The following is a 25,048-nucleotide window of genomic DNA, read 5'->3' on the forward strand; positions in this document are numbered from 1 at the left end:
GCTCCTCAGAACGTCATGGTGTAGTTGATGGTGGTGTAGTGCACGGCGCCCGCGTAGCGGAAACGGACCGAGATCGCCGGAGCGATGCGGGCCTTGCGCTGGCTTTCTGGTACCTCGAACACTGAAGGGACAGTGATTGTGACCGCCGGGGCATAGTCACCTGTCGTTGGATCGAGATCCTTAGCGATGAGGCCAGCGCGCGTAGCCTGCTGCATAACGGTTCGCGCAGCCGACGCCAGTGTCTGCATCCCGGTATCTTCAAAAGGCACGCGGGCGTTGTTCAGGAGGATGCCGAGTGCCTCCTCTTCCGTGCGAGCGATGATCCAGTCTGTCGTATGGATTTCGTCGAGGAAGACGTTGGCCGTCAGAGTCGACCCTTCAACCACGAAGTTGCGGCTGCCGATGTCGATATAGGTGTTGGCCATATGGCCGACCGATTCCGACTGGCCGACACCAGGGGTAAAGCCCGTGATCGCCGTGATTGCAGCAGAGCCGAGATTGACGGCACTGATGCCCTTCAGGTTCTTGAACTTGGCCGTGTAGGCGCTGTTCGCGTCGTCGAAATTGCGGGTCGACATCCAGGCGGCCAAAGCGGCGGCAGGGAATAGAGCGGCATTGGTATGGTAGAAAATCCCGGTACGCTCGAAGTCGCCTTTGTTGCGGGCGGCGATCGAGGTCGTGTCAGCCGGGTTTTGAGTGGCTGCAGCGTTGCTGTCGATGATCGCCAGCTTGTTCTTCGCTTCCGTCCACTGGAGCAGGCCGTCGGTGTAGGCCTGATCGCGCAGCGTCGTGTCGACGGTGATGAAATACCAATCCTGGTCAGAATCGTAGAGCGTGTTCAGCTCAGTCTGGAGCTCGGCTGCGGTCGGCGTTCCGTCGCTTGCTACAAAGCCGATCTTGATCTGCGTCGGGCGCGGGTTCTGCGAGAATGCCGACAGCGCAGCCTTATAGGCATCAGCCGTGGTGGCGAAGTCGGCCGCGACTTCCTCGATCGATGCATAGAGCTTCGTCCGGTGGGTTGCGTCGACCTTGCCCGCTACGGCTACGGTCGTGAGAATAAGTTCCGTCCCGAAACCTCGACGGCTCGGAAAGGCGTCGTTACGCGACAGGGTCACGTTGACGACCCTGTTATAAGGAAGGATTGCCATCCTGCCGTCCTTTCATGAAGAAGCCCACAATGGGCGGGTTACATGCGTGCGATGTCGAAGCTGGTCTTATCGATCGTGTCGACGATGAAGCCGTCGCGGGTTAGCCCGCGAACGATGAGATCCATCTGAGCTCGAGGCTCCCACCTGTTGTTGATCCAGTCGGGCACGTTCCGGATCTGCGAGACCTCCTGGATCACAAGGCCGGGAAGTAAGGGCTCCATGACCTGCGCGAGCTTGGCCGCCGATACGATCGGACGGAGGATGCCGGTGGGCGCTGGACCATAGGAATGCACCGAAAATCGCCATTCGACCTCGATCACCGGCGCAGCGCTGATTTTGGTTTTGCCCTGGCCGTTCGGGATGCCTGTGTCGGTATATTCGACGGTCTGCTCGTGGTGGCGAACCTCGGCATCCGCGGTGAAATTGACCATCACGTAAGGAAGCGCCGGATCGTCCCCACCTTGATGCGACTTGATCGTCGTGACGCCCGTAATGGTCTTTATCCAGCGGACGACTGCACTGTGGATTTCGTCGTTCGTCATTTCGTCAGCCTGCCCAATGCAGCGCGGTAGAAACCGCCTTCCATGCGCGGCCAGGTGAAGAGGACGCGGTAACCGACGCCACCGGAGGTGATCTCGTCGTCGACGGCGATCGCCGATCGGGTCCAGAGCATCCATCCTGCTTCGGTCCGGATGCCTTCCGGCATATCCATCAGCTGATTGCCACGAGTTGGCTGGATGGCGGCACGGATGGTCGAGGAGGTCGAAACGCCCGGCACCCAGTTGCCATCGGGATCGTAAGAGCCGGCGGCCTTGGTAGTCAGGGTGACGTTGACCGCCTCTCCGTCGATTGCAATCGCGACATCGATCATTCATCGACCTTCCAAGTGACAGCGCCACGCATCTCGCCGTTATCGATCAGCGGCTTGGATGACCCCTTGAGGGCAATCGTGACCGGGCTGTTCGGCGGCGACTGGAGTGAAGTGATTTCCGCCTGGATATCGCCTTGAGCGACGATCCCGAGCTTTGCCATGACCTGGCGCAAGGTGGTCTTCCCCGTGAGCAGCTTTGCAGCGGAAGCCTTGAGCGCGTCACGATACTTGCCGCGATTGCCACGCATGGCATTTCGCATGAAGGGGCGCTCGGGCACCGGGCCACCCCAGCCACCGCCGGAAGCGCCACCCTTCGTGCCGAACTCGTTCCAGATCGCCTTATCGATGTTGCCTTGGTCGGCTTCGCCCTTCGGAAACCCGACCTTCACCTGAGTTGGACCGGTGATATTTGCGGCGAGCTTTGGCAAACTGACACGCTGTGCGCGCTTGAAACCGATGGTGAACATCAGTCCTTGCCAGACGTTGTCTTTTTCGAGGAGGCCTTTTCGTCCACCAATTCGATAACCTTGGCCCCGAGCCACGCTGCGACAGTGTCGCTATTTTTGACGACGTCCCAATTGGGAATTTCGATCGTCGCACCTGGGTTCAGTGTCACTCCTACGATAGGGAACGGGAGTGAAACGTTATGATTTGATTTGACTTTTGCCATCGGGCTTTCCTTTCCTGACAAGTAGACCGCCTGCGCCGCGGCGGATATCAACCGCTGCGGATTTGATGACGAACGCCATTTCATTCGCCGCTTTTTCGACGCTTCGTGAAGTCACGGCGCGCTTGAGCGCCTGCCGGCGCTCTTGACAGCGACAAGACATGGGCCTTTACCTCTCCGACATGACCGACGAGCAATTCCGAGAACTGCGACAACTGATGCTTGACCTCGCGCTGCGCGTCGAGAAGGTCGAATTGCACTTAAAAAGGCTTGACGCCGGTCTCGCCGACCGGATGGAACCCATTCGGGACTTGATGACCGCCATCGTCGCCATCGAGGACGACGCAGAGCCTCTTCCCTGCATTCAGAACTGAACGATAGCCCTCGCGATGCACCTGCATCTGACCGGCTGCCCTGGTGGCAACCCGTCTTCCGCACCCGTCGGCTGACCGTAGGAGTAAACCTTTCCGTCGAGCGCTCGATGCCTCGGCCTGACGCGCTCGTCGTGGCTCGTCATCCACGAATATTCCGTTATGCCAGCCTGCTCATGACGTATCCTGTTCAGGTCTGACGTCAGTTTCGCCATCTGGTCGGTTGCGATCAGCTGGGCGCGCCGATCGGAGATGCGAAGCTGCTCGGTAAGCTTGGCTTGGACGTCCCTGACGGTGCTCCCCGATATCAAGGCCGTCGAAACAGTCTCCTGAACCCTCTTCACAGCGTCCATGCCCAGCCCTTTGATAAGGCCAGCGTTTCGCATCCCTGCGGCTTTCAGGTAGTCGGTCAGATCTTCATCGACAACGACCTGGGCCAGGTCGACACCGAGAGACCTCTTAGCCACGGCCTTGAACGTCTCTGTGTGTTTTTTTGCCTCGATCTTCAGGATGTTCTGAACGAGACCATCTGACGTCAGTGCCAATCGCGCGGCCAGTTGTGAGAGAAGCTCAAACTCAAACGCTGTTTTGGCGGTCCTGCCCTGCTGCCCGATTTCCCGTAGCATTGATCGAAGGATCTTCAGGTATTCAGCCTTGGCGCTCTTTCGGTCGGCGATCGGCGGCAGGATCACCTTGCCGCTCTTTTTGTCGACCAGAGCGGCGATATCGTATTTCAGCATCCGATGGACCGAATGAAGATTGTTTCGGGGACGATAAGGAACGGCGCCAGCAGACCGTCGAGCAGGGTTGCAGGGATATCCATCGCCGATACAAACGCAGCAGACGACCCGCCGTCTTCGAACTCGGTTTCGACATCGCCAACCTTCCGTCGCTTGACCGGCTTGGGCTGCGATATGACGACTGAGCCCGTAGCTCCCAGAGCCCCGAAAGCGGCATAATACGATGCCTGAATGACCGCGTTCGGGACAATATCGTCGGGGAGTGGCGAACCGTAGGCTGTGGCGCCTGTCCGTGGCCACGCCCTTTCTTGGGTATAGCCGCCAGTTGGGAGCCCCGAAAACCGCGTTCCGTAGGTAGCGTCGATCAGATCAGCGCCGCGCTGGCGCAAAACCGCTGCCGGCGGCGCTCCGACAGGGAGCTCGTAGCCGTTGTCTGCCAGCCAGGCTGTGAAGCCTGCGTCGTCACCATATCCAGCCATATTCGATTATCCGTTCAGTTCTGTACAGGAGGCGTGATAACCCCAGCAGCGACGAGCGCCGCGACCTGTGCTGCAGTCAGTGCCATTGCATGTCTCCAAAGAAAAGCCGCATGGAGTGTGCGGCGTGGGAACTTAAGCCGTGCCTCGAAGTTGAGTGCAAGGATTGTGCGGCGAGATTTCCACCTGCCCATCAGGCGTCGTGCTATCCAATCCCTGTGAACTCCCCCCAAAAAACTAGCCCGCTTCGGCGGGCTCTCTTTTGGGTAGCGGGCTGCCAAGCGCCCCGAAATGTTTGCTCTCAAAAGCTCGCATCGGACTTTGGTCCGATTGCACACCCTGGTGCGTCCGCTAATTTCTGTCCCGCTGATGACGCGAACTCAGCACGAAAAGGGTGTCTCTCCCTGACCGGGAGGCACCCTTTTCAATTCGCCGCTAAGAGATCCGACCGAGCCGAGAAACCAGATCTTTGACGGACTTGACTCTCCCCTCACTTGTGAGGGTTAGCCCTTCTGCCGGCGTCGTGATGTTCTCCTGACAAACAGGAGGTAAAGCTATGAACTGGATTCATTTCGTTGTGCAGATCGACCGCCGGCGCTGGCTGGTAATTTTCATCCATCCGAACGGCGTCGTTCACACTGTGATGGACAGCGATGACTTCATGGATATGATTGCCAACGAGGCGAACACCGATGACTGACACCATCCTTTGATGATTGGGCGGTGGGGGAGCAGCTTCGGACTGCAACTTCGGGTACACCTATAGATTAAGCACACAGTGCAATAAAGCTGTCCAGCGAGATATGGCCTTGAGTAAAATTCATTTTATAAGAAAATCGTTGTTAATTATATCTATAATATATTTCGTGTCTCTCTACATTTTGGCAAGAATACCGATATCATACGACAATTTTTATGAAGAGGTTTCCGACATAGCGCAATTGCATGGCCCGTTATTCCTCATGACAGTTCTCTCCCCGCAAGCCTACCTTCTACTTATATTGTCATTCTTAATGCACGTCCTGAGAAAAAACGAGCGCGTCACAAAAGAAGCAATGTGGCTCTGGTCAGTGTTGTTTGTAGTTGGTTCGGCGTGGACCGCTCTATTCATCTATGCAATCGAAAATTCGTAATTCCCGAAATCCTCAGTGGCAGATGATGATTGGGCGGTGGTGACTCGGTAGGCGTGGAAGGGTACTATGCGCCCGTCAAGATAGGACCAAGTGACTTGCCGGCACCAGATCAAAAACATGAGAACTTCCTGGCAAAAGGTGACAAGCAGTCCCTTGACGACTTCCTAATCCGACGATTTCCCTCCATCCTCCTTATCCGCACTTTGCACGCGGGTTGGAGGCTTGTCATGAATGACTTCAAAGCGTGGCGCGCCTCGACCAAAAATAAGGGGTAGCCCCCTCTATCGGTGATGGGGGGTGGGCGTCAGATGAAGTTCCCGTAAAGTCCGCACTCCATTTGTGCAACTTCCGGGCTCTGACGCACCGTGGCTTGAAGAAGCACGGAGGCTAACTCAACCAGACCGGCCCACATCAACAGGCTCGTTAGGGTCACTAGTATCATCCACCGCATTCGCATTGGCGCCCAACAAGCATATTTCGCTAAAGTAGTGCTTTAGCATATTATGTCTCCGCGTTTGCATAACCACGGTCACACAAAATGAAGCCGCCCCATTTTCTTCACCCGATACGCGGGAGCCGGTGGGGAGTGCTGTCAAAAGAGTGCGCAGATGACCGCACTCCCCGTTCGCTCTTGTGGGAAGAGCGATGAACTCCCCTAACGTTACGTCGCGACCAGTGCAACCAGAAAGATTGAGGGCAGATGATGATGGGCCGGTGGGGATCTTAGTCGAATATTACGCCACGAGCTTCGACGCGATGTCGGCTGCCTTCGCGGATGTGTAGTGCGTTCCGTCGAGCACAGGCGGGAACGGGCCACCATGAATATTACTATCCCTTGCAGACATTTCCGCATCGGCCTGCTCAACAACCCTGGTGACCTTTGCCAAGCCTGCCCTGATAGCGGCATTCATTGTCAACAGGTTGGTCGAGAAGTTGTTGGTGGAAACCGGCGTCTGATCCGCGACTGAATCAAAATTGCCACTCGCACTGGTCGTCCTGGTATTGAGAGTGACTTGCGTGATCGGCTTCGTGCCGAACAGATTGTAGATGGTCTGATAGTTGGCCAAGATGGTTGCAGGAGCGCTGCCGCCAGTGAGGTCGTTCACACCGGTTTCGTTCCATCCCTCGGTATAAGGGACGACTGACAATAGATCTGCTATTGCCGTTGCGCAGGAAATAATCCCGCTCGTAGAAATCCCTGGCATGGCAAGCTTGAGGGTAGGAATGCCGGCGGCACTCATGAGCCGTTCCCACCAGCCAGAGCTTTGATTTGCTCCGACGTTGGTGACGTCCCCCTGACCAAATATGAGACTGTCGCCTGTGATTACGGCAGAGCGGGCGTTCGCCGCGAGGATATCGCAGACAATCACGACGCTGCCGAATGTACGCGTGCCGGTCGTCGGGCTGATCGTTCCAGTATTCCCTGCATCAGACGCGGAGTTGCCATCGGAGACGCCAAGCACGTTGGCGGCAGCTGGCAGAACCATTGTCGGCATGGCGGAAATGCTGGTCAGGTTCACCGTGCGCTCGTAATATGCATCGCCGGCCGCGATCTCCAGCGGCAGGCCCGTCACCGACGAAATGACGACATCAGACACTGCCTTGGTAATCGTTCCAGGCAGATCCAATTGCGCCGCGCCACTCCATATGACCGGATGAAAAATGCCGTTCGGATATTCGATGAACTTCTTCAGGCTGCGGGCACTTCCTGCTGCAGGACCGCCTGTTACCTGGATGAACCAGTCGATTTCCACGCATTTGAGATTGGTGATTTTCCCGGCGGTGGGCGCGAAGTGTACCCTCCGCGACGTATAGGGCGCAGAATAAGCCTGCGATCCCGTCGCAAGCATGAAACGGCTTCCGGCGATGCCAGCCGTCCTTGCCACACCGCCACCGGATGCGATGATGCCAGCCCCAACCAGAGCAGCGACAAGGTTCGTTGAAAGAGCCATCGGTATCTCCTTGGCTGCTCTGGGTTTTTCGGGAGGGTGGAAGGGTTAGGCTTCTTTCTTGTGAAGCTCGACGAAGGCTGCTCTGTCCTCTTCGGACAGGGTGTCGAAGCCGTCGAGATCGTCCTTGCGAAGGCCCTTGGTTACGGGCTCGCCGTCCTTGGTGACGACGTAGTAGCCGCCACCCTTGGCCTCGACCTTGTAGGCGGAGTCGTTGGTGATCGGCTCCTTGCCGTCGGTCGAACCCGAAACGACTTCATAGCGGCCAACCCAGTCGGTCGGCTCCTTCTCGACGTCGATCTCGGTACCGATCGGGATTTCTCCGCTGGGGTTTTCCTTGCTCGGAGCCCCATAGAGGCCGGACGAGGTTGCGCCCTTGAACGGCGCGATGATCTTGATGCGCATAGTGGGCCTCCTTCGGCCATTGCGTGATGAGGGGAAGGCCCCGCCCGAAGGCGAGGAAGTTCATCAGGTGCTGACGCTGTAGAAGACGCCGGACCGGCCGTTGATGTCGGCGCGGATTTCGATGCCCAGCGCGTTCATGACGAGGAACTGATAGTTCGCCGTCGGCGTGTTGCGGGGCATCGCGGTCGTATTGGTGGCCATGCCAACCAGCGGGCGGATGTACTCAGCCGACGGCACGAATCCGAAGAACTGGTTGCCCGTCAGCTCGAAGGAGACCGCGATCTTGGCGATGCGGCGGTTCTTCAGCAGCTCATTGAGGCGGGTGCCCAGCGTCGAGCCGGCAGACGGGTTGATCTGCTGGTCGAGGTTCCGCATGATCTCCGGGGAGACATACAGGTTGACCTTGCCGACGATGTAGTTGGCGTCGAGCATGGCGCCGAACGGGCCATTGAAGAACGCATCGAGCTGCGCCCAGGTGGCCGTGGTGAGGTCGATGTTGTTACCGGACGGGCCGATGTTGATCGACTTCGAGTAGGGCGAGGTCTTGATGCCGTAGCCCGTGTAACCCTGGAAGACGATGGTGGAATCGCCGTTCAGAACATAGAGGGCGTTGTCGCGGCGGATCTTCGCCGTGATGGCCTCCTGGTCATCGGAGAGAGCATCGAAGTTCTCGGACTGCAGGGTATTCCACTCGCGCCACTCGCGGCCATAGCCGGACGAGAAGATCGGCACGGGCGTTCCCCGGTAGTCATAGGCGACCTTATCGAGGCCGACCGGAACCTGACCGGAGATCGACCGGACAACCGCGCCGGCATCACCGGAGACGCGGTTAAGCGCCACGATCTTGCCGATGTTGACCGTGCGGGCCAGCGGCATCAGATCCGCCATCCAGACCTGACCTTCATCCGCGCGCATGACGCGGCGGGTCGTCTCGTCGAGGTCAAACCACGCATCACGCGGCAGGACCGCTGCAGCGTTCTGCAGTTCCGCAAAGTGCCCTTCCACATTGTGGAAGTGCTGGCGCTCGGCGGAGACTTCTCCCCACCACTGCGCATGCGCCGCGGAGTTCGCGACAAGCTGCTCGTCGAAGTAACGCATGTCGGTTTCTCCTTATGCGAAGTGGTAGCCCTTGGCAGCGCGGACGCTGACAAGCTGGTCGGCACCAGAGGTGTTGTTGTAGGCCTCGTTCGCGAAGGCCACGACGAAGTTGCCGGACGCAGCAGGCACGAATTTGCCGTTGGCGTTGATCGTCAGCGCCGCGTCCTGAGCAATGTTGTTGCCGGTCGGAACCCGGACGCGGAAGAGCTGCTCGTCGAGCAGTTCCATGCCGATGATGCGGTCCCCGGCCAGCCATGCGTCATCGACGCCCTTCATGGCCAGGTAGTTATCCTGCACCACGAACATGCGGCCCTTGCTGGCAGCGACAGCCGCGACGAACTTGCCGGCAGTGCGGACGACAGCCGTGCCGGGAAGGACAGACGTGTCGCAGATTGCTTCATGCACCTGCGGCTTAACTTCCTCGACCGGGCCGCCATAGATCTTGTTGTAGCGGGCCATGTTACTTGTCTCCCTTCGGAAGCTTGAAGCCTTCGGACTTCTCGCCGCCGCCATTGAAGGCAGAGTTGAGGCCGACGGCGCGCTGCGTTTCGGTCTTCGGAGCCAGGGCGCGCAGCGTGGCCAGCGGGGTTGCCTTCGCCGTGGCTTCATCGAGAAGCTTGGCGTTGACGACCTTGGTGACGAGCTCGGCGTGCTCGGCGTCGTCCTTGGCCTTCTGGTTGGCAACCATGGTGTTGTGGGCGTCCGTGATCGGCTTAACAGCAGCGGTCACAGCGTTGGTGATTGCTGCGGCAAGAGCCTCCGGCTTGAGGTTTTCCGAGAGGGTCTTCACCTCATCGGAAAGCGCCTTGAACTGCTCGTCAGAGACAGGCATGTCGTCTTCCTTTCGATTGTTTGAGGATTCCCGCTCGTTGAAGCCCAAGGCTTCCATCATTGCGGTCTTGGTCTTCTCCCACAGGCCGACATTCTTCCGGCGCATGAGAGCTTCAACGAGGCGTGTTCCCGCCCAGTCGATTTCCTGATCGGCAGCATCCGTCAGAGCGGAGTTGACGACCTCTATGTCTTCCATCTCGCCCTTGGCGTTGACGAGCATGCCGACGCCCTGCTCGGGGGTGGCAGCGCCCTCCTCGCCGATGAGGATCGCGTCATGATCGAACACCATGTTTCGAGCGATGCGCTTGTGATCGGCAGCGTTGACGGCTTCCATGGTGGCGAGCAGCCCCGTGGACGTGTGCACCGGGCCACCGGCCTCGATCGCAGCGAGGACAGCCTTGCCGCCTTCCGTACGGTTGGCGACCTCGACGTCGATCACTTTGTCCAGCAGCACGCGGCCGCCTTCGCGGCGCACGTTCTCGTTCCACGCCCCGATATGGCCGATGTTGACGCCTTCCGGATCACGGGCGGAAATGAACTTGCCGTTGACGAGCGGATGACCGAGCGGTGCCGGCGACCGGTTGAGCGTCAGATAGCTCTTCTCGATCTCTTCGGACGGGTACTTGATCCCGTTCATGATGATGTCGTCCGGCAGGGTTGCCGACGGCACGATCACGACATCGCGGCCATTTCGCTTTTCCTTGCGGACAGCCTTCACGTTCGCCAGTGACCTGACGTTCACACGCACCTGGGGCATGGTTTGTTCCTGATCTTCTGGGCTACTGGTGGTTGAGGGCGGCCATGTCGTCGGCGTCATCCCTGGGGTCTGCCGGCTCGTCATTTGGGGCCAATGCGTCCCGGTACTTTTCGCCCTCGGAAAGCGGTTCCTTGCCGATGACATCTCGAATTTCATCGGGGGTAAAGACGATCTCGCCGCCGTCCTTCATCTTCTGATTGATGCCGGCCATCTTGTCGGCTCGATCGATCTTCTCGCCCATCGACGCCTCGGTGAGGTCGGCCTGGTCGATGAACCAATCCTTCTCCGGCAGGATGCCAAAGCGCTGCAGGCGGGTGACGAGCTCCATGATGTTTGGATGCGTGATGTTCGTCCGACGCGACATGCAGGTCTGCGCCCACTCGTCTGCGTCTTCCTGGCTGGCGCGCTCGCCGGTCTGCATGCCGACGAGGATCTTCACCGGCATATTGATAGAGGCCGCGAAAGAGTTCAGCGCCACCCCATAGAAATGCTCGGGCGACGGGAGATTTACCGGAAGGGTTTTCGCTTCCATTCCCATGAGCATCAGAAGCTGGTCGAAGCCAGCATTCCAGTCGGCCACCTGGTCGTTCATCTTGTCGGCAAGCTCTTCGACCGTGACACCCATGGCCTTCGCCATCTCGGTAATCTTCGCTTCCTTGTCGACTTCAAGCACCGGCGCCGACTTGGCATTCTTCCAGAACCCCTCACCGCCCGCGCCCTTGACCTTGTCCATGTCGATGAGGTCGTTGAAGCCCGGTTCAAGGATAGATCGGCCATAGATCGAGCCGTCGTCAGACCAGATCAGGATGCGATCGGGATGGATGCGCAGCTGCCGGTTCTGCCTTTTGTCACCGTCCAGTGCGGATTCGGTGAACTGATACATCGTCGGCTCGCCATAGGTTTCCGACCGAGGATCGGCATCATATTCGGCGACCGCCAACTGGCCTTTCCAGACGGGGTCGACCTTATAGAGGCCGTCGAGATTGCCAGGCACCCTATCAACAGGCTGGTCGAACTCCCTGCCATCCCTCAGGCGAAGGATGACGCCAGAATATCCGCCCACCATCGCCATGCGATCAGCATCGGCAAGCTTGGCCCAAAGGCGCAGCGCGGCGAACTTCTTGCGGATGTCCTTTTCGAGGGGCGTTTCCTGCTGTGGCCCTGTTTCGGAGCCGTCGCGTTCTTTCTCCAAAAGGAACGGCGTGTCCTGCCAGGTCTTAAGCGCCGTCTTGTCGACGCCGGCCGCCGCCACGCCGTTGCGCAGGTACATCTTGTAGAGCTGGTCGAAGCTCAGCGTGTCCGGCCAGCCGAAGTCCCTGTAATAGTCGTGCTTGACGTTCGCGCCGGGGAAGAAGGCCGGGAACATGCTGCCGATGCGGCGCTGGGCATAGTTTGCCAGCCGTACAACTTGGTTCATCGGTTCTTATTCCTCAGGAACATCGCGACGGTCGGACCGACGGCAATGTTGACGTTGTCGGCGGCGATCACAGCATCAGCCAGGTTGTGCGATTTCACGCCCAAATCCTTCTTCAGCTTCAGTTTCGGCACGACGCGCTTCTTGCCCTCAGTCTCGACCCACCACGGGACGCAAAGCTCGGTGAAGAGTGCGTCCAGCTTCTTGGCGCCCATCTCGGACGAGAACGAGAGCACGTCCTCAGGCTTGATCGACTGCCCTCGCGTTACTGCGTTGAAGGTGAGCATGGCGCGGCGGGCCGTGTTCGCCCATGCCTGCGCCTTCAGGTTCAAATATTCGTCCTTGTTGAGAGGACTATTGCTGTTTAGCGGGTCGCTCGGCTTATCGCCGTCCATCACCCCGCCGCCAGCGTGGAAGGCATAGTGCTCAACGCTGGCCTTGTGCACCTCGTTCTGCTCGTCGATGTAGCCGCCGACGAAAGCACCGACGCCAATCGTGTCATAAGACACCGTAGCGTCGGTGTTCTTTGCCTTGGCCCAAACGCGCTTGGCATTCTGGACGAGCTCGTCCTTGCCGGATGACCAGTCTTCAGCATCCATGAAGATGCCGCCGATCTTGTCGGCCGTCGCGCTTTTATCCTCGCCGTCGTCTGCCGGGTCGAAGCCGATAATGTTCCGGCCTGTTAGCGAGAGCTTGAGCACCTTGTGAGCGTCGATGCAGGCCTCAAGCCATTTGCGCTTGAAGATCGACAGCTCGCTATCGCCGAGAGGAACGCCACCGTAGATGTGCTCGAACAGCTCCGGATTTCGCTCCTGCATCGCTGCGATGTCGCGCAATGCCTTGGCCGACAGGAACGGGTTTTCGGTATAGTTGATCTTCCGCACGATGCAGTGCGGCGGCACGTTGACGACGAAGTTCTTCCAGACGTAGTCGGTGACCAGCTTCGGATTGAAGAGCAGGATCGCCAGGCTGTCTTCCTTGCGGATCGTCGGGCCGATGACCGTCCACTGATCCTCTGTCAGCTTCTCGGCTTCCTCGACCCAGAGGATATCGACATCGGACGTGCCCTTGATGTCTTCAAGGTTGCGCTCGATCCCATAGAAGATGAACTCAGCGCCGGTCCGGCGGTGGATGATCGTCGTCTTCTGAACGACGTAGGCGGCCTCAAGGCCGAGATGAGCAATCGCCCACTTCAGCTCGGTATAGACCGAATCCTGAATGCGGTTCTGGAAGCGGCGGATGCAGAGAACGCGCATCCTGACGCCGACGTGGTCGACAAGGCGCACCAACTGGCAAGCCGTGTCTCTGGTCTTTGAGCTTGAACGGCCGCCGTGGAGGACCGCGATGTCAGCCTGCCCGAGGAAAACCTGCTCCCAAAAATCGTGAAGGGCCGGGTTGGTAAGGTGGGTGGTGGCGTCTAGCTCTTTTCGCTGCGCAGCACTTCCCGCCATGTTCTCGTCTCGGTCTGTATCGGTGCGCCGTCCTTGCCGGTGTGCTCGTGGCGCTCAACGAACATGCCGAGGTGCTTGCCGATGTCGACCAGCGCACCCTTCTTGTCGTGGAGCTTGAGCTTTATGCCGCCGGTCGAGTTCTGGCTGATCTCGGCGATAGCTGCGGCGGTGTCGTCATCAATCTCGTCGCTCGAAACAAGCTGGACGTTATTGGTGACAACGTTCTTGATCACGAGGACATCGCCGCCTTCCGGGTTATCCTCTTCAGTGACCAGCGTGCCCTGCCACTTGATGGCCTTGCGGATGTCGGAGAAGCCGATCTTGGCCAGCTCTTCCAGAACGCGCTCTTTGGTGATGGCGAGCTTTTCGATGGCCTTTTCGGTGGCCTTGCGCTCTACCGTCTGCTCCCACTCTAAAAGCTCGGACACACGTTGTACGATGTTGTCTTTATGCTGTAGGCGGGAAGCATTTCCGCGGTCAGGTTTGAAGCCTGCGGCTGCATATGCGTCATCTGCTGTATTGCCTTTGGCGAGTGCCTGGGCGAACTTCTCATGCCGGGGATTTTTCAGGACTGGCATGGGGGAGCCTTATGAACCAAAAAATAGATTGGGATGCCTCACGAAAACAGCCGTTCGCTGACGTAGAAACCCCTGAAGACTGGCCACGGAATGTTCGCCCGATCAGTTGGAACGGGATGATCCTCCTTGGGGCGGACGGAGCCGGTGGGCTGTATTGGGATGGCAAGAAGATCCAGACTGTCAGCCGCCTCGGGTGGGTGGAACGCATCCTGGCAACTGCGGTAGCCCTAGGGACTGTTTCTATGGCAGTCTTCGATGCCATCAGATATTTTCAGGGTAATTGACCTAAAGCGCACGCTGGAGATCGCGACCAAACGGGGCTCACTCAAGAAGAGTAGCTTTGCTAGGTGGCGCGAATTATTTTACTATGCTAATAATACGTGCATTCTAGAGGAGGCTCTACATGCGCCGATTTACCGCATTGATGCTTCTGTTCGCCGCGCTGGCCCCCCTTTCCTCGTTCGCCACCGACGCAACTCGTGAAAGTGGTGGGAGTGGAAGTCGACATGAGGCCGGAGGTGGGCCCCCAGTACAGAACAAGAGCTGCGATCAAACAGCCGCCAGCGAATGTCAAAGGGCAGCTTGGAAAGGGTACGCTAATTGCGAAAAGAATCCCGTCTCACCTACCGTCGGGTTGAAGGGTTATATGCCGAATTGCAATGATAACGTCAGCACCGCTTACGGCTTTTGCAAAGAAAGCGCAGGTTGCAGATGAACCGCCCCATGGTGCTTTTGGCGTTACTGTTGGCCCAATGTTCCGTCGCTCATTCTCAGAGCTGTGATTATCCAGAAATGAGCAATCATCTTCAGCGTTCTAGCGCGTATATGGACAACTACTACTCTGGAATAGACGATGTTGTAAAATGCGTGGCAATTAGCAATGGCATCATGGAACTACAAGCTTATATTTCACTTTCCGCTCAGTGTAACCCCAACGACCCAAGCCTCATAACAACCCAGGCGACGCTAATGAATCTCGTCGGCGAAAAGGCCGGAGTGTGCCCACGACAATAACAAGAGCCTAGGCTGTCCGATCTTTGAATTTACGGCAGCATTCTTTTTGAGCGATTGGCGGTGATAACCAATCCGGGGCCCGGCGAGTATTCCCTCTTAGAGAGGTCCGCGATCAGAACAGCCCAAATCACCTTCGGCTGGATATTACGCAACACGATCTACGGTTTCAAGGCCCTCGTAGGCTTCCAACGCCTCCAATTGCAGCAACATCCCCATGACTTTGCTCTGCATCTCAGGTTTCATGTCCTTGATGGTGAGAAGAGCTTGATCTTTGAGGTTGATGCGATTGCCCCTGCCCTTGGGCAGGATCTTGCGGAGATTGCCCCGGAGCTGCATCGCCTGGCTGGCGGTCTCCTTCTGAATGCGGGTGATCCGTTCGCGTCGGAACTCCTGTCGACGCGTCAGCTCCTCGGCTGCGATGACGGCAAGATCGTCTCCGCTGAACCGGATCGGCCCGAACTCCGAACGTAGGAAGCAGACGACGCCATCGACGTCGCGCACTTTCTCGAAGTTCATGTTTTCGAGATTCACGAAGGCATAGCCGACCAGCAGCGGTAGACGGCGCTGGATGATCTTGCGGTTGCGGTGGTGAATGCCTTCGTACCAGTAGGCCGGCATATAGACGCTGATGCCCTCATTGCGAAGATTGCGCTCGATGATGCTTTCGCCGACGCGATGGATCGGAGCGTCATCGATATGACGGGCCATGCGTTGCGTGCCGGGGGCCGCTCGGATTGCGTACCAGTCGCGGCCGGCGAGCTTCTTTCGCCTTTGCGCGACGATATCGCTAAAATCTCGGAGGTCTTGCTCTGTCAGTTTAATCGCCGCCATTTTCATTTCCTCTCGTGAGCCGCCGCTCGTTATCGAAATTTCGGGTGGGTGATCGCCGAGAGGATCATATCCATGGCGATCATCTTGTTGATGTGCTGGGATCTGCCGATATCGACGTAGGCGTGAATACCGCTCGGCAGATGCGTGATGCGGACGCCTGGGCATGTTCCGACGTGCTGCCCGCCACGATGGTGGATGCCGGGGATGGGGTAGACCTCGATCTTGATATCCTCGGAGGGGATATCGCTCACCGCGCCGCCTCCATGATCGCCTGCGCTGCCGCCGCGGCCTTCTCCTTGTCGTGGTAGCCGAGCTGCAGCTTTCGCGATTTCAGGCACCACAGGCACATCGCCTCATGTGTCTCGCCGATCTCGCCAGACACGCACTTCCTGATGTATTTCGACTTCTTGACCTCATAGGAGCCGCAGACGCAGCGAACGACCCACCGCCGATTTTCCTGTGTCGAGAACGCAGCCAGGCCAAGAACGGACAGCCGACCGACCTTGACGCCGGTCAGGTCTCGGTAGCTTGGGTCTTTCAACTCCCTCGGGGTTGCCGCCCGAAGCTGTATTGGAAGGTCTGAATGGTGAGCATCGTTCGGTGTGAACTCGAAGTGCTCGCCGCGGGCAGCCACCCGGCCGGCAACCTTGTCGGAAGGGTAAAGCGGGGCAACGCAGTCGAGGTCGATACGGGCGAAGCGGGTCATGCCTCACCTCGCTTCGCTTCGACCCTGCGGACAGAATGCAGCATCGTCGTATGGTCACGGCCTCCGAACAGGCGACCGAGAGCCGGGAAGCTCATGCCGAACTTGTGGTGCAGCTCCCAGATCAATTGCTGCCTCACCTGGACGGTCGGCCTGCGCCTGTCAGGTCCGATCATGTCGCGGTAGAGAACATCAAGCTCTCTGCACCGGTCCTTGAGGTAGGCGAGCGGCCGGTTTCCGGCGCGGTCCCGCCACTCGACGAGGTGAGCATCGAAATGGATGTCCTTCACCAGCCACAGAGGAACCTTCTTGGTCACGAACCTGCCAGCCGCTTCAATGACGACGGGCTCCGGCTGTACGACTACCGGGTTGAAGCAGCGCTGATGCACCGCGGCATAGTGGGCTCGCATCTCGGCTGCGCTGGTGAACTGTCTGGCTGCGACGATCATCTGAAACTCCTGTTCGATCGCTCGATCTCCTGGGCTAGGTATTCGGCTCGTGTCTGCGTGGTTTGCAGGTGAGCGATGCCGTTCGGCTTTGGAGGCGGCTTGTCGGGCGGCTTTGCCGGCTGGTCCTTCCAGCGGTCGTCGGAAAGCCACCTGACCGGTGAGCACCACTGTCTGTCGTCGGTCTTGGCCGCATAGGCTCGGACACCGACCATGATCTCGTCGAGGCTGGCGCGCTTGATGGCTTGAGAGAAGGCTTTCTCCGCCGAAGGCCTGCCGATCTTGTTTGGGTAAGCGTCCCAAAATTCTTCGAATTGAAGATTGGTCTCAGGCGCGCTCGCGTCTTCCGAACGAAGAGAGGAAGATTGGTTATCGGTAAAAGGTGGCACGCCCGTATCACTGCATTTGCTCTGCACATGCATTGCATTTGCATCTGATGTCTGGGTTTTCCCCTTCGAATAACGAGACTTTGCGGCAGCACGCCGCTTCTCGATGATCTCGTCAGCCTTTGATAGCTCGGCATCGATGCGCTTGTGTGTCCAGCCGGGGCCGAAGAGCATGGCGAGCATGTCCCGGCTCTCTTCCCACTGCTCTGGTGAAAGCTTGGCGATGCGGGCGATGATGCGTTCGTTCTCAGGCAAGCACCCGTTCTGCCAGTAGTGCATGATCAGCAGCAGGTAGGCGCCGTGCTCGGTCGCAGTCAGGTGGCCGGTGTCTGCGAGATAGTCGCCTATGTGTAGAGGCATCCAGGCGCGGTTGCTCATGACTTCGCCACCCATTGCTTTTCGGTGGGGTCGTATCCCGCAAACTGGATCTTGGGCCGCGGCTTGGGGTTCTCTAGCGCTTCGACCTGCAGCTTTTCAGGCCCGAAATACTCCCGGTCCATTTTCGCATTGATCAGGCGGTCGGCTTCTGGCGGCGTGATCCCAACAGATTCGGCAATAGCTTCGACGTCTGGGCCGTGAAGGGCGTAGGCTTCGAGGAAGGTCATAGGCCGAGCCCCCGGGCTTTAGTCGCATATGCACCAGGGACCTCAGTCCGATTGCCGGAACGAGTGGATCGGCTGCGAATTTCTTCCGCGGTGAATACCTCTGAGGTGAAAAGATGAGCGACGATCTGTGGGACAAGCCAATCGAATTGATGATCGAAAACTCCGATCATTTCCGGAGCGTCGGCAGCACGCGGGATGCCATGGCGTGTCTGATGACCTCTTGGCCCACAAAAGGAGGCAAATCCTTTTCTGCTGCTCGGCGAGCCTGTCTGGCCTCGATCGATGGGAAGGTCGCCAGAGAAAAAGCAAAGCTCGCTTTCATTCGCGCGGCTGAGGAAGCCGGCATCCTCAGACGTTGATCGGCCTTGAGCATTCATTGACATCATGCGGCCTCCTCATTTGCTCGAGGAGGATCGACACGGCGCTGGGCAATGTCGGCGTACTCGGGATTGAGTTCGATCATGATGCTGCGAAGGCCGAGCTGCTCGGCTACGAGCGAGACAGTGCCAGCGCCGCCGAAGGGGTCGAAGACGACGCCAGGCTCGCGCCCGAATATCTCGCAGATCGGACCGCATCCGTCAGGCGCGCCGCAGCAGCTGCAGATTGTCTTCGGCGTCCCGGCCCTGATGCACCGCTCGGCGAGCGCCGGCGGAAAGGTCGCGAAATGAGCCCCCCGGAAAGCCTTCGGAGCGATGGTCCATACATTCCGTGCGCTGCGAGTATCCACCAGATCGCCCGTAGCTGCTGCAAAGCTCGGCTTCGACTTTCGGAAGGGATCGCTCTCATCCGCGACCTTCGAGACAATGCGGTCTCGGCCTCGATCGGATTCACCCGCGCTGATTTTGTCGAGATGTCCCCAGCCGACACCGGCGCTGCCCTTTCTCGATCGAGGAACGCGGTCAACGTTTTGCCGGCTGTTTGGACCGGGCTTGCGAGCATGTGCGGTGCCTGTCGTCGGTTCTCTGATCTCCCCGTGAGCGTAGAAATAGTCCTCGCCCTTCGTCAGCAGCCAGATCTTTTCGTGTGAGACCGTGGGCCGATCGTATACGCTTTCCGGCATTGGGTTCGGCTTCTGCCAGATGATCTCGCTACGGACGTACCAGCCATCATCCTGCAGGGCGATCGCGAGCCTGTTGGGGATCATGCAGAGATCCTTCGGCTTCAGATAGCCGGTAGCCGGGTTGTTGCCGCCTCCCCAACGTCCGCCCTGCCCCGCCCGGTTACTCGTGCGCTTGCCACGGTTGATCGAAGTCCCGGCCGATGGGTGGATCGGTCCGACGGTCGAAAAAGGCTTGTCCCTGAAGGTACGGTCGTCACTGCCGTCAGCCTTATAGGCTTCTGCCGACTTGCCATTCGGTTTTGTGGCGTAGCAGTCACCGTAGTTCAGCCAAAGCGTTCCGGTCGGCTTCAGAACGCGCCAGACCTCGCGAAACACCTCGACAAGCTTTTCAAGATGCTCACCGAGCGTCGGCTCAAGGCCTATCTGCCCGGACACATCATAATCGCGAAGCCCCCAATAGGGCGGAGACGTCACAACGCAATCGACCGAATTCGCCGGCATGGTGCGCATCGCTTCGATGCAATCGCCAACGAGAATCGTGCAGCGTCCGTCGAGGATAGAGCGGGTCTCGATCATGCCGCCTGCCCTTTCCGCTCGATCGCCTTCAGGTACGCCGCCTTGATCTCTTCAAACCTGGCGATGTCGTATTCCTTGGTTTCGATCTCGTGCTGAGGACGAGGACGTTTTGAGCCCTTGCCGTGGTCGTCGAGCCAGGTCATCGCGGAGGCGATGCGGCGGTCGAGCCACTGAATCATCTCTTGAGGGTCGGTCATCGGCGCGTCCTCCAAACTTCGTCTGGGTCGATGCCGTCTGCCGCCATCTGCTCAAGCGCTGCGGCTTGGCGAGCGTCATGGTTGGCCCAATGCTCCGCGTGTTTCTCCGGTCCCCATTGAGCCCAGACGTCGGCGCGATCATATTTGTGAGCGAACTCCTTTGACTGACGCCACTGCAGGGCATACGTCGGCCAAGCCCGCGTCAGAGCGACTTTCTTCTTGCCGCCCTCGGTCAACTGGCCGAGGCAGACGCGCTCAAGCCATGCCTTGCAATCCAGACCATTGGCAGCGATGACATGGTCATGCGGGCAGACCTGAAAGGAGCGGAAACCGGTTTCGGAGAAGAATGGCTTGTCCCACTCGATCACTCGGGCATCGCCGCCACAGATCCCGAAGATACCAGCGTAGGCAAAATCGACGCGGCATCCGGCGACAGAAAGCTCGAGGTGTCCCTTCTGGCCGAAGAGCGGAATAGCGCCATCGTCAGCCGCCATAGCATCGAACAACCACGTCCATGCCGATTGGAGGCAATCAAAACGCTCATTGCCCCGCGGGGGGCCGCTCCGCTCGTCTTCTGCTTTCGTCAAGCCGAACGCGTGTTCGCCAATGGCCCGCAGCCGGTTGGCAGCACCGACCATGCCGTCGTAGTCCGCGGCTCTCACTGCTGCGTCGTAGGATGTTAGCTCCAACCACGCGCGGTTGAGGATGCCAGCGTCATCCGTTGGCAGTCCCGCTCGATATGCAGCTCGGGCTAGACGGTTATCGCGCTGCTCGATCTCCCAAGCCGAAAGTCTCACCTTGGTGCCGACGAGCGGTGCCGCGGCAACCGGCGGCGGGGCCAAAAGATCGAAGAAGGAAAGCTGCTGCATCACTCGCCCTCGTCCTTCAGCTCCGGGCAAACCCACTCGGCAAGGCCGGCCGCCTTATCTCGAAGCCACATCGCCAGAGCGTGCCGCCGATCGAAGCTGAGCCATCTGACGAAGACGCTCGGTCTTGGCTTTGTATTCGGCATGGGCGTCCCTCGCGTTCCTTAGTGCTTCTGCCGTCTCGTAGAGCTCCACCATCTGGAAGTGCTTCACGGTCCGGCTCTCGTTGTTCCACCACCCCCGCAGGCGGCGTTCTGTCCATTGATTTTCCGGGTCTTCGCGGTGGGGAAATCGCGCCCGCAATTCCCGGCAGGCGGAGCGGAACATGTCGCCGATGTGGCGCCTCGCCCCGATCTCCGCGATCAAGAAATTCGCTGTTGCTACGTCATCCATCTGCCTACTCACGCCCTGTTTTAGTTTCCCCGAATTTCCGGGTGACTTTTCCGACATGTGGTTCTCGCCCTGTGCAAAGTTGCTCTTGTCGAAGGAGCACACGAATGCGCAGGACCGATATTGATGACGACGGGGCCGATATCCTGGCAGGGACGTCCGTCCCGTCGTCTGGTCCGCCGCTCGGGCCAACCGTCATTTCATTCCGCAGAGCCGACACTTCCGCCGCGTCAGTCGGTTCTGCTGCAGGTGGCGATCCGCCGTCGCCACCTGCGAATTTCGAAAGTCTCGGTTCCGCCACTCAAGCCGTCGTCATGCGACTGGCGAATAAGCGGATCCGCATAAGGGTGACTGGTCCCGGCGCCTTGGGAGGTGAAGACCGAGACCAGTCGTGACGATCCGAGGGGGTGAGACCGTCAGTTCGTGTTTGCCGGCCGCCGACGACGGAATTGGACAACCACCGGCAAGCCGTTTTCATCGACCAGAGGAGACTTTTCGTGGATGTGCTTTGCGAGAGCGAAGACGCCGAAGAGGTAGATCGCGCCGAAAACCAAGATGCTCATGCTGGCACCTGCTGTGGCTCGCGATCATTGATGAGGCGAACGAGGTCGCCGACCGTGAGGACAGCTGCCAGTTCCTCATCGTTGATCTCGCCAAAGTCGTCCTCGACGCGCATGACCAGTTCAACGACATCAAGGCTGTCGAAGCCGAGGTCGTCGATAAGGCCCGCGCTTTCCGTGATCTTGTGCTCAGGGACCGTGAAATAGGTGGTGAGGCACTTTTTGATCCAATCGGAACCAGTCATCATGATTTCTTCCCCGGTCTTGAAACTTGCTTTCGATCGAGCCCGACGCCGCGTTCAATCGCGCGCTGGGCAATCGCGTCTATTGAGGATGGCGGGAGGATCGGCGTCATTTGCGCCCCTCCGGAAACTCATGTTTGGTAATCATAAATGGCTGATGGCCGTGGGCGACGAGAACGCGATCGATCTCGCGGATCGCCTGCACTCGGGTGAGGCGCTTTGGCTTTCGGTTCTCGTCAATCTTCCTGACGATGTAGAAGGATTTGTCCGTCTTAAGCTCGTAGCCGAAGCTCCTGAACAGATCCCGCAGATAGAGCCATTCGCTGCTATGGCCGCGCTTGAAGGTGCGGACCTCGCCACCCTTTGCCGTGAAGTCGATCATCATCGACGTCAGTTCAGCGCGGGATGGGCCGGGTTGCTGTTTTTGGTTGGTGAAGTTCATGCCGCCACCTCAGTCTGCTTGGAGGCACGGATGCAGGAGGCGCAATGCGTGCTTCCATAGCCGCCGCAGTGTTCGCCAGGGTTCCGGCACAGTGGACGAAGAGGTTTGTGGGCAGGAGCAGGTTTGACGAGAGCCCCCGCCCTCTGTGCGGCTTCACTCTGCGCGTTTACATGACCGCCTCCTGCGTTGGCGTCGGCGTTCCCGTCGAGGCTGTGGCCTTCTTCGCGATCCTCACTTGGATCGATGGGGTCGGCGGGATGGATCGCTATCTCGTCCTGCATCCCGCCGGAGGCTCCAGCTTCTGGCGCCTCCTTGTCCGATCTGTTTTCAATCTCGGGCCGGCCCAGAGAGGCTATACCGGGGCGAGAAATAGCAGCATCGGTTTTGGAATTGGCGGAGAGGTCGGCCGAAGCCGCCCCCCCTTCGAAACGGCCCTCACGATCCGCAAGCATCCCGGCTCCGGTCCCGGCAGGAGAGGCTTCGGCTTGCGGACCTGCCTCTGGGGATGGCTCATCGTTGGTCGAGGGCCTCTGGTGCGTCTCTTCCTCCGCCTCTTCCTGCTCGATAAGGATATCGACAGCAGCGATCAGCGCGGCGCGACCGGCTTCGGTCTGCATGCCGTCGATGACCTGCTTGGCGAGGCGTGGGTTGATGTCTTCGAGGATTTCGCCGGTTTCTGGGTCGTGCGGAGTGGCCTGCCGTGCCGGCTCTTCGAAGAGATCAGCCTGGATCATGCCGAGCGCATGCAGATAGGTGTCGAGGATCGCCTCCTCTTCCATTCTCTGCATCTCGTCCTTCTTGCGGAGCGCGATGACCTTTTTCATCATGGCCGGGATGAAGCCCATGCCCTTGGCTTCGCCGTACACATCCTTGATGTCGTCGCTGATCGACTTCTTCTCTTCTTCGAGACGTTCGATGCGCTCAATGAAGGCGCGGAGTTGATCGCGGGCTACGCCGTGTGCGTCGGACATTCATGCCACCTTCGATTTATGCTGAGCCTTCAGCAGTTCTATTTTTTGGAGAGTTGCGGGGCAGAGGCGGAACCATTCGCCGTGTACGCGCCATGCGCTGAAATCAGCGTGGGCCCACCCTTCAACAACGCGCGTCGCCTCCGGGATCTCGAAGAGGAGATCAGCGGGCTCGCCTCGCATCAGTGCGAGCTGGGCCATGCGCCTTTTCACGTTTTGAGAAATGCCGATCTTGAGGAGACCAGCGGTTTGAAAAGCTGCGAAGTAGATCGAATAACCTTCGCGCTTTTGGGCCACGTCGCGGACATGCAAAAACAGAGTGGTTTTATCGACCCCGTTCCGAGCGGCCTCCGCGTAGACGTCACGGATATCGTCGCCGATCGTATCCTGCTCTTCCTTCAGGCGAAGGACGCGGTCGATATACGCTTTGAGTTGCTTGTCGGCGCTCATGCTGCGGTCTCCGAAGCTTCGACGCCTCGAACGGCGCAGTTTGCCGCATGCAGTTCCTCAGCGCTCGTGTCCGTAAGGGACATGAGGAGCGTCCAATGGCGATCAGGAATGCCGGTGATCGACCACTTGTATATGGCGTCGATCTTAAGAGGCCACTTGCTCTTCTCGCTCAGGCTCGCCGCGCTGATACGGCGAGCCCCGCCGCAGTCTTTGACAATCTCGGGGATGGTTCGGAACGTGCTCATTCCTCATCTATACAGGATTTTAAATCCAACATCAATGGATGATAAATCCAAAACGGATAAAAAATCCCAAAGTATGATCGCGGCATGAAATGGTGGGAAAGACTTCAGCAGGAAATGGACGCGCTCGGCTGGAACAAGGCCGAGCTGTCGAAGCGTTCCGGCGTCTCTTACGATAGCATCAACAAATATCTCAGAGGCGAGACAGATAACCCGCGGGGGAATGTGATCGACAAGCTGGCTGACGCGATCGGCAGGTCGCGTGTCTGGCTTCGAGATGGCGTCGTTCTCGAACCCCAGTCTGAAGTGTCCCCGTCATTGGCGAAGTGGGTGCAGGCTCGGAAAGTCGGCATCGTCTCCGCCAGTCTGTTCCGCGAAGTCGATGAGTTCGACCAATCGGATCCGGAAGAGATCACAGTCCCGCGTGACGAGAAATTTCCTGACGCGCGCCAGCTGACATTCGACGTCGAAGGCGACAGCATGAACGAGCTGCGCCCTCGCCCGATTATGCCAGGCGATACCGTGGTTGCGACAGCTTATGAGGACATCGCGCACCGTGTCGTGCTTCGCGATGGAATGGTGGTTGTCGTCCAGCGCACGCGAGACGGCGGCCATATGCGGGAATGGTCAGTAAAGCAGATCGAGATCTATGAGGACCGGACTGAGTTCCATCCTCGGTCCAACAATCCAAAGCACAAGCCGATTGTCGTTCAGCGCCAATTCGACGCTGACGACGGTGTGACTGTCGAGATCATAGGGCTCGTCCGTATGGTCCTCAATACGATGCCAGGATTCTAGGCGGCGAAACTCCGCCTACCCTTAAGATCGAACTCATTGCATGCGTTCGCTATATCCTGCAGGAGCCAGCGTGCCGGCTGGTCGCACATATAGCTCTTGCCGTCATCACCCACGAAATTCATGATCGGCAGGACGCAGAATGTTTCGTCATCTCCGACGGGCGCGAACGGACCGACTTTGAAGTCGTAGCCTGGGAACCGGTGAGACAGATAATTCTCCAGTCGGTCCTTCGCAGCCGCTACGGCCGCCCGCCGCGCAAACGGCGGCACGATGATAAAACTCAACACTTCTCTACTCATTCAATCCTCCCACCACTAATCGCAAAAAGCTTGCCGATCGAGCTTTCACAGCGTGCGCAGAAGAACTGGACGTGATCCAAATAT

At 58.6% G+C, this 25,048-nt stretch carries 37 protein-coding genes and 2 pseudogenes; 6 read left to right on the top strand and 33 right to left on the bottom strand.

The features are described 5' to 3' along the window. Positions 1-5: 5 nt before the first annotated feature. From ACR9ZQ_RS17280 to ACR9ZQ_RS17300, 5 genes are read right to left on the bottom strand one after another with little or no spacing between them, the layout of a single operon-like run. On the bottom strand, positions 6-1,148 hold the full coding sequence (locus ACR9ZQ_RS17280; protein ID WP_481428379.1) for a DUF3383 family protein: 1,143 nt from the start codon (positions 1,146-1,148) through the stop codon (positions 6-8). A 38-nt stretch (positions 1,149-1,186) separates the two neighbouring features. After that, positions 1,187-1,690, bottom strand: a complete 504-nt coding sequence (locus ACR9ZQ_RS17285) for a phage neck terminator protein (RefSeq protein ID WP_481428380.1) — start codon at positions 1,688-1,690, stop codon at positions 1,187-1,189. Beyond that, positions 1,687-2,019, bottom strand: coding sequence for a hypothetical protein (locus tag ACR9ZQ_RS17290; RefSeq protein ID WP_481428381.1), 333 nt, complete (start codon positions 2,017-2,019; stop codon positions 1,687-1,689). Before ACR9ZQ_RS17290 ends, ACR9ZQ_RS17285 begins: the two co-directional genes overlap by 4 nt. Further along, positions 2,016-2,486, bottom strand: coding sequence for a hypothetical protein (locus ACR9ZQ_RS17295; protein WP_481428382.1), 471 nt, complete (start codon positions 2,484-2,486; stop codon positions 2,016-2,018). The genes ACR9ZQ_RS17290 and ACR9ZQ_RS17295 overlap by 4 nt, the downstream gene beginning before the upstream one ends. Further along, positions 2,486-2,773, bottom strand: coding sequence for a hypothetical protein (locus tag ACR9ZQ_RS17300; protein ID WP_481428383.1), 288 nt, complete (start codon positions 2,771-2,773; stop codon positions 2,486-2,488). Before ACR9ZQ_RS17300 ends, ACR9ZQ_RS17295 begins: the two co-directional genes overlap by 1 nt. Positions 2,774-2,847: 74 nt before the next feature. Here ACR9ZQ_RS17300 and ACR9ZQ_RS17305 point away from each other — a divergent pair, with 74 nt between their 5' ends. Next, positions 2,848-3,060, top strand: a complete 213-nt coding sequence (locus ACR9ZQ_RS17305) for a hypothetical protein (RefSeq protein ID WP_481428384.1) — start codon at positions 2,848-2,850, stop codon at positions 3,058-3,060. On the opposite strand, the gene ACR9ZQ_RS17310 is transcribed toward ACR9ZQ_RS17305, so the two are convergent. Together ACR9ZQ_RS17310 and ACR9ZQ_RS17315 are read right to left on the bottom strand one after the other, a co-directional pair. After that, positions 3,051-3,797, bottom strand: a complete 747-nt coding sequence (locus ACR9ZQ_RS17310; RefSeq protein ID WP_481428385.1) for a phage head morphogenesis protein — start codon at positions 3,795-3,797, stop codon at positions 3,051-3,053. The genes ACR9ZQ_RS17305 and ACR9ZQ_RS17310 overlap by 10 nt on opposite strands. Continuing rightward, a complete protein-coding gene (locus ACR9ZQ_RS17315) occupies positions 3,791-4,276 on the bottom strand; it encodes a DnaT-like ssDNA-binding protein (protein ID WP_481428386.1) in 486 nt (161 codons plus the stop codon). The genes ACR9ZQ_RS17310 and ACR9ZQ_RS17315 overlap by 7 nt, the downstream gene beginning before the upstream one ends. 553 nt (positions 4,277-4,829) lie before the next feature. Between ACR9ZQ_RS17315 and ACR9ZQ_RS17320 the strand changes: the two genes are divergently transcribed. Further along, positions 4,830-4,973 carry a hypothetical protein gene (locus ACR9ZQ_RS17320; protein WP_481428387.1) on the top strand — a complete coding sequence of 48 codons (144 nt, stop codon included), beginning with the start codon at positions 4,830-4,832 and terminating at the stop codon, positions 4,971-4,973. Between the two features lie 1,167 nt (positions 4,974-6,140). Here ACR9ZQ_RS17320 and ACR9ZQ_RS17325 read toward each other — a convergent pair. The 8 genes from ACR9ZQ_RS17325 to ACR9ZQ_RS17360 all read right to left on the bottom strand — a co-directional run bounded on the left by ACR9ZQ_RS17325 (position 6,141) and on the right by ACR9ZQ_RS17360 (position 13,889). Further along, positions 6,141-7,256, bottom strand: a complete 1,116-nt coding sequence (locus ACR9ZQ_RS17325; RefSeq protein WP_481428388.1) for a hypothetical protein — start codon at positions 7,254-7,256, stop codon at positions 6,141-6,143. A gap of 147 nt (positions 7,257-7,403) precedes the next feature. Further along, positions 7,404-7,760 carry a hypothetical protein gene (locus ACR9ZQ_RS17330; RefSeq protein ID WP_481428389.1) on the bottom strand — a complete coding sequence of 119 codons (357 nt, stop codon included), beginning with the start codon at positions 7,758-7,760 and terminating at the stop codon, positions 7,404-7,406. Positions 7,761-7,823: 63 nt separating this feature from the next. Continuing rightward, complete coding sequence (locus ACR9ZQ_RS17335) at positions 7,824-8,858, bottom strand: major capsid protein (RefSeq protein ID WP_481428390.1); 1,035 nt, start codon at positions 8,856-8,858, stop codon at positions 7,824-7,826. Between the two features lie 12 nt (positions 8,859-8,870). Continuing rightward, positions 8,871-9,317 (bottom strand): hypothetical protein, encoded by a 447-nt coding sequence (locus ACR9ZQ_RS17340; protein ID WP_481428391.1) that lies wholly within the window; start codon positions 9,315-9,317, stop codon positions 8,871-8,873. Position 9,318: 1 nt separating this feature from the next. Beyond that, positions 9,319-10,446: a hypothetical protein gene (locus tag ACR9ZQ_RS17345; protein WP_481428392.1), complete on the bottom strand. Its 1,128-nt coding sequence runs from the start codon at positions 10,444-10,446 to the stop codon at positions 9,319-9,321. Between the two features lie 22 nt (positions 10,447-10,468). Then, positions 10,469-11,863, bottom strand: coding sequence for an anti-CBASS protein Acb1 family protein (locus ACR9ZQ_RS17350; protein WP_481428393.1), 1,395 nt, complete (start codon positions 11,861-11,863; stop codon positions 10,469-10,471). Then, positions 11,860-13,311: a PBSX family phage terminase large subunit gene (locus ACR9ZQ_RS17355; RefSeq protein WP_481428394.1), complete on the bottom strand. Its 1,452-nt coding sequence runs from the start codon at positions 13,309-13,311 to the stop codon at positions 11,860-11,862. The genes ACR9ZQ_RS17350 and ACR9ZQ_RS17355 overlap by 4 nt, the downstream gene beginning before the upstream one ends. Beyond that, the gene (locus tag ACR9ZQ_RS17360; RefSeq protein WP_481428395.1) at positions 13,278-13,889 is read right to left on the bottom strand and encodes a terminase small subunit; all 612 of its coding nucleotides are present in this window, start codon (positions 13,887-13,889) and stop codon (positions 13,278-13,280) included. The genes ACR9ZQ_RS17355 and ACR9ZQ_RS17360 overlap by 34 nt, the downstream gene beginning before the upstream one ends. Before the next feature lie 11 nt (positions 13,890-13,900). Between ACR9ZQ_RS17360 and ACR9ZQ_RS17365 the strand changes: the two genes are divergently transcribed. After that, entirely contained in the window at positions 13,901-14,173 is a 273-nt protein-coding gene (locus ACR9ZQ_RS17365) for a hypothetical protein (protein WP_481428396.1), read from the top strand. An 874-nt stretch (positions 14,174-15,047) separates the two neighbouring features. Here the strand turns inward: ACR9ZQ_RS17365 and nusG are convergent. From nusG to ACR9ZQ_RS17395, 6 genes are read right to left on the bottom strand one after another with little or no spacing between them, the layout of a single operon-like run. Beyond that, the gene (nusG, locus tag ACR9ZQ_RS17370) at positions 15,048-15,734 is read right to left on the bottom strand and encodes a transcription termination/antitermination protein NusG (protein WP_442206296.1); all 687 of its coding nucleotides are present in this window, start codon (positions 15,732-15,734) and stop codon (positions 15,048-15,050) included. A gap of 29 nt (positions 15,735-15,763) precedes the next feature. Then, on the bottom strand, positions 15,764-15,985 hold the full coding sequence (locus ACR9ZQ_RS17375; RefSeq protein WP_477820957.1) for a peptide chain release factor family protein: 222 nt from the start codon (positions 15,983-15,985) through the stop codon (positions 15,764-15,766). Then, complete coding sequence (locus ACR9ZQ_RS17380) at positions 15,982-16,440, bottom strand: hypothetical protein (protein ID WP_481428397.1); 459 nt, start codon at positions 16,438-16,440, stop codon at positions 15,982-15,984. Before ACR9ZQ_RS17380 ends, ACR9ZQ_RS17375 begins: the two co-directional genes overlap by 4 nt. Continuing rightward, complete coding sequence (locus ACR9ZQ_RS17385) at positions 16,437-16,886, bottom strand: helix-turn-helix domain-containing protein (protein WP_481428398.1); 450 nt, start codon at positions 16,884-16,886, stop codon at positions 16,437-16,439. Before ACR9ZQ_RS17385 ends, ACR9ZQ_RS17380 begins: the two co-directional genes overlap by 4 nt. Then, the gene (locus ACR9ZQ_RS17390; RefSeq protein WP_481428399.1) at positions 16,883-17,647 is read right to left on the bottom strand and encodes a YdaU family protein; all 765 of its coding nucleotides are present in this window, start codon (positions 17,645-17,647) and stop codon (positions 16,883-16,885) included. Before ACR9ZQ_RS17390 ends, ACR9ZQ_RS17385 begins: the two co-directional genes overlap by 4 nt. After that, the gene (locus ACR9ZQ_RS17395) at positions 17,644-17,874 is read right to left on the bottom strand and encodes a hypothetical protein (RefSeq protein WP_481428400.1); all 231 of its coding nucleotides are present in this window, start codon (positions 17,872-17,874) and stop codon (positions 17,644-17,646) included. Before ACR9ZQ_RS17395 ends, ACR9ZQ_RS17390 begins: the two co-directional genes overlap by 4 nt. A gap of 113 nt (positions 17,875-17,987) precedes the next feature. On the opposite strand from ACR9ZQ_RS17395, the gene ACR9ZQ_RS17400 reads away from it, so the two are divergent. Then, positions 17,988-18,233 (top strand): DUF982 domain-containing protein, encoded by a 246-nt coding sequence (locus ACR9ZQ_RS17400; RefSeq protein ID WP_113324066.1) that lies wholly within the window; start codon positions 17,988-17,990, stop codon positions 18,231-18,233. 23 nt (positions 18,234-18,256) lie between these two features. On the opposite strand, the gene ACR9ZQ_RS17405 is transcribed toward ACR9ZQ_RS17400, so the two are convergent. From ACR9ZQ_RS17405 to ACR9ZQ_RS17420, 4 genes are read right to left on the bottom strand one after another with little or no spacing between them, the layout of a single operon-like run. Then, complete coding sequence (locus ACR9ZQ_RS17405; RefSeq protein ID WP_481428401.1) at positions 18,257-19,510, bottom strand: DNA-methyltransferase; 1,254 nt, start codon at positions 19,508-19,510, stop codon at positions 18,257-18,259. After that, positions 19,507-19,707 carry a hypothetical protein gene (locus ACR9ZQ_RS17410; RefSeq protein ID WP_481428402.1) on the bottom strand — a complete coding sequence of 67 codons (201 nt, stop codon included), beginning with the start codon at positions 19,705-19,707 and terminating at the stop codon, positions 19,507-19,509. The genes ACR9ZQ_RS17405 and ACR9ZQ_RS17410 overlap by 4 nt, the downstream gene beginning before the upstream one ends. Further along, entirely contained in the window at positions 19,704-20,576 is an 873-nt protein-coding gene (locus ACR9ZQ_RS17415; RefSeq protein ID WP_481428403.1) for a hypothetical protein, read from the bottom strand. The genes ACR9ZQ_RS17410 and ACR9ZQ_RS17415 overlap by 4 nt, the downstream gene beginning before the upstream one ends. 54 nt (positions 20,577-20,630) lie before the next feature. After that, positions 20,631-20,966: a hypothetical protein gene (locus ACR9ZQ_RS17420; protein ID WP_481428404.1), complete on the bottom strand. Its 336-nt coding sequence runs from the start codon at positions 20,964-20,966 to the stop codon at positions 20,631-20,633. 104 nt (positions 20,967-21,070) lie between these two features. Between ACR9ZQ_RS17420 and ACR9ZQ_RS17425 the strand changes: the two genes are divergently transcribed. Next, on the top strand, positions 21,071-21,358 hold the full coding sequence (locus tag ACR9ZQ_RS17425) for a hypothetical protein (protein WP_481428405.1): 288 nt from the start codon (positions 21,071-21,073) through the stop codon (positions 21,356-21,358). 21 nt (positions 21,359-21,379) lie between these two features. Here the strand turns inward: ACR9ZQ_RS17425 and ACR9ZQ_RS17430 are convergent, their stop codons facing one another. The 7 genes and pseudogenes from ACR9ZQ_RS17430 to ACR9ZQ_RS17460 all read right to left on the bottom strand — a co-directional run bounded on the left by ACR9ZQ_RS17430 (position 21,380) and on the right by ACR9ZQ_RS17460 (position 23,870). Next, entirely contained in the window at positions 21,380-21,526 is a 147-nt protein-coding gene (locus ACR9ZQ_RS17430; protein WP_481428406.1) for a hypothetical protein, read from the bottom strand. Beyond that, positions 21,523-21,771, bottom strand: a complete 249-nt coding sequence (locus ACR9ZQ_RS17435) for an acyl carrier protein (RefSeq protein WP_481428407.1) — start codon at positions 21,769-21,771, stop codon at positions 21,523-21,525. The genes ACR9ZQ_RS17430 and ACR9ZQ_RS17435 overlap by 4 nt, the downstream gene beginning before the upstream one ends. 103 nt (positions 21,772-21,874) lie before the next feature. Continuing rightward, complete coding sequence (locus ACR9ZQ_RS17440; protein ID WP_481428408.1) at positions 21,875-22,207, bottom strand: hypothetical protein; 333 nt, start codon at positions 22,205-22,207, stop codon at positions 21,875-21,877. Between the two features lie 722 nt (positions 22,208-22,929). Next, positions 22,930-23,178 (bottom strand): annotated as a pseudogene (locus ACR9ZQ_RS17445) (DUF2312 domain-containing protein); the annotation flags it as partial. Continuing rightward, the gene (locus tag ACR9ZQ_RS17450) at positions 23,179-23,472 is read right to left on the bottom strand and encodes a GIY-YIG nuclease family protein (RefSeq protein ID WP_481429332.1); all 294 of its coding nucleotides are present in this window, start codon (positions 23,470-23,472) and stop codon (positions 23,179-23,181) included. A gap of 30 nt (positions 23,473-23,502) precedes the next feature. Then, a pseudogene (locus ACR9ZQ_RS17455) lies at positions 23,503-23,625 on the bottom strand (GapR family DNA-binding domain-containing protein); the annotation flags it as partial. Further along, positions 23,622-23,870, bottom strand: coding sequence for a hypothetical protein (locus ACR9ZQ_RS17460; RefSeq protein ID WP_481428409.1), 249 nt, complete (start codon positions 23,868-23,870; stop codon positions 23,622-23,624). The pseudogene ACR9ZQ_RS17455 and the gene ACR9ZQ_RS17460, both read right to left, overlap by 4 nt. An 84-nt stretch (positions 23,871-23,954) precedes the next feature. On the opposite strand from ACR9ZQ_RS17460, the gene ACR9ZQ_RS17465 reads away from it, so the two are divergent. Beyond that, complete coding sequence (locus tag ACR9ZQ_RS17465) at positions 23,955-24,665, top strand: LexA family protein (protein WP_481428410.1); 711 nt, start codon at positions 23,955-23,957, stop codon at positions 24,663-24,665. Here the strand turns inward: ACR9ZQ_RS17465 and ACR9ZQ_RS17470 are convergent. Beyond that, on the bottom strand, positions 24,662-24,964 hold the full coding sequence (locus ACR9ZQ_RS17470) for a hypothetical protein (protein WP_481428411.1): 303 nt from the start codon (positions 24,962-24,964) through the stop codon (positions 24,662-24,664). The genes ACR9ZQ_RS17465 and ACR9ZQ_RS17470 overlap by 4 nt on opposite strands. Between the last annotated feature and the right edge of the window lie 84 nt (positions 24,965-25,048).

This window comes from Rhizobium sp. KNZ14-9A, assembly GCF_056755015.1.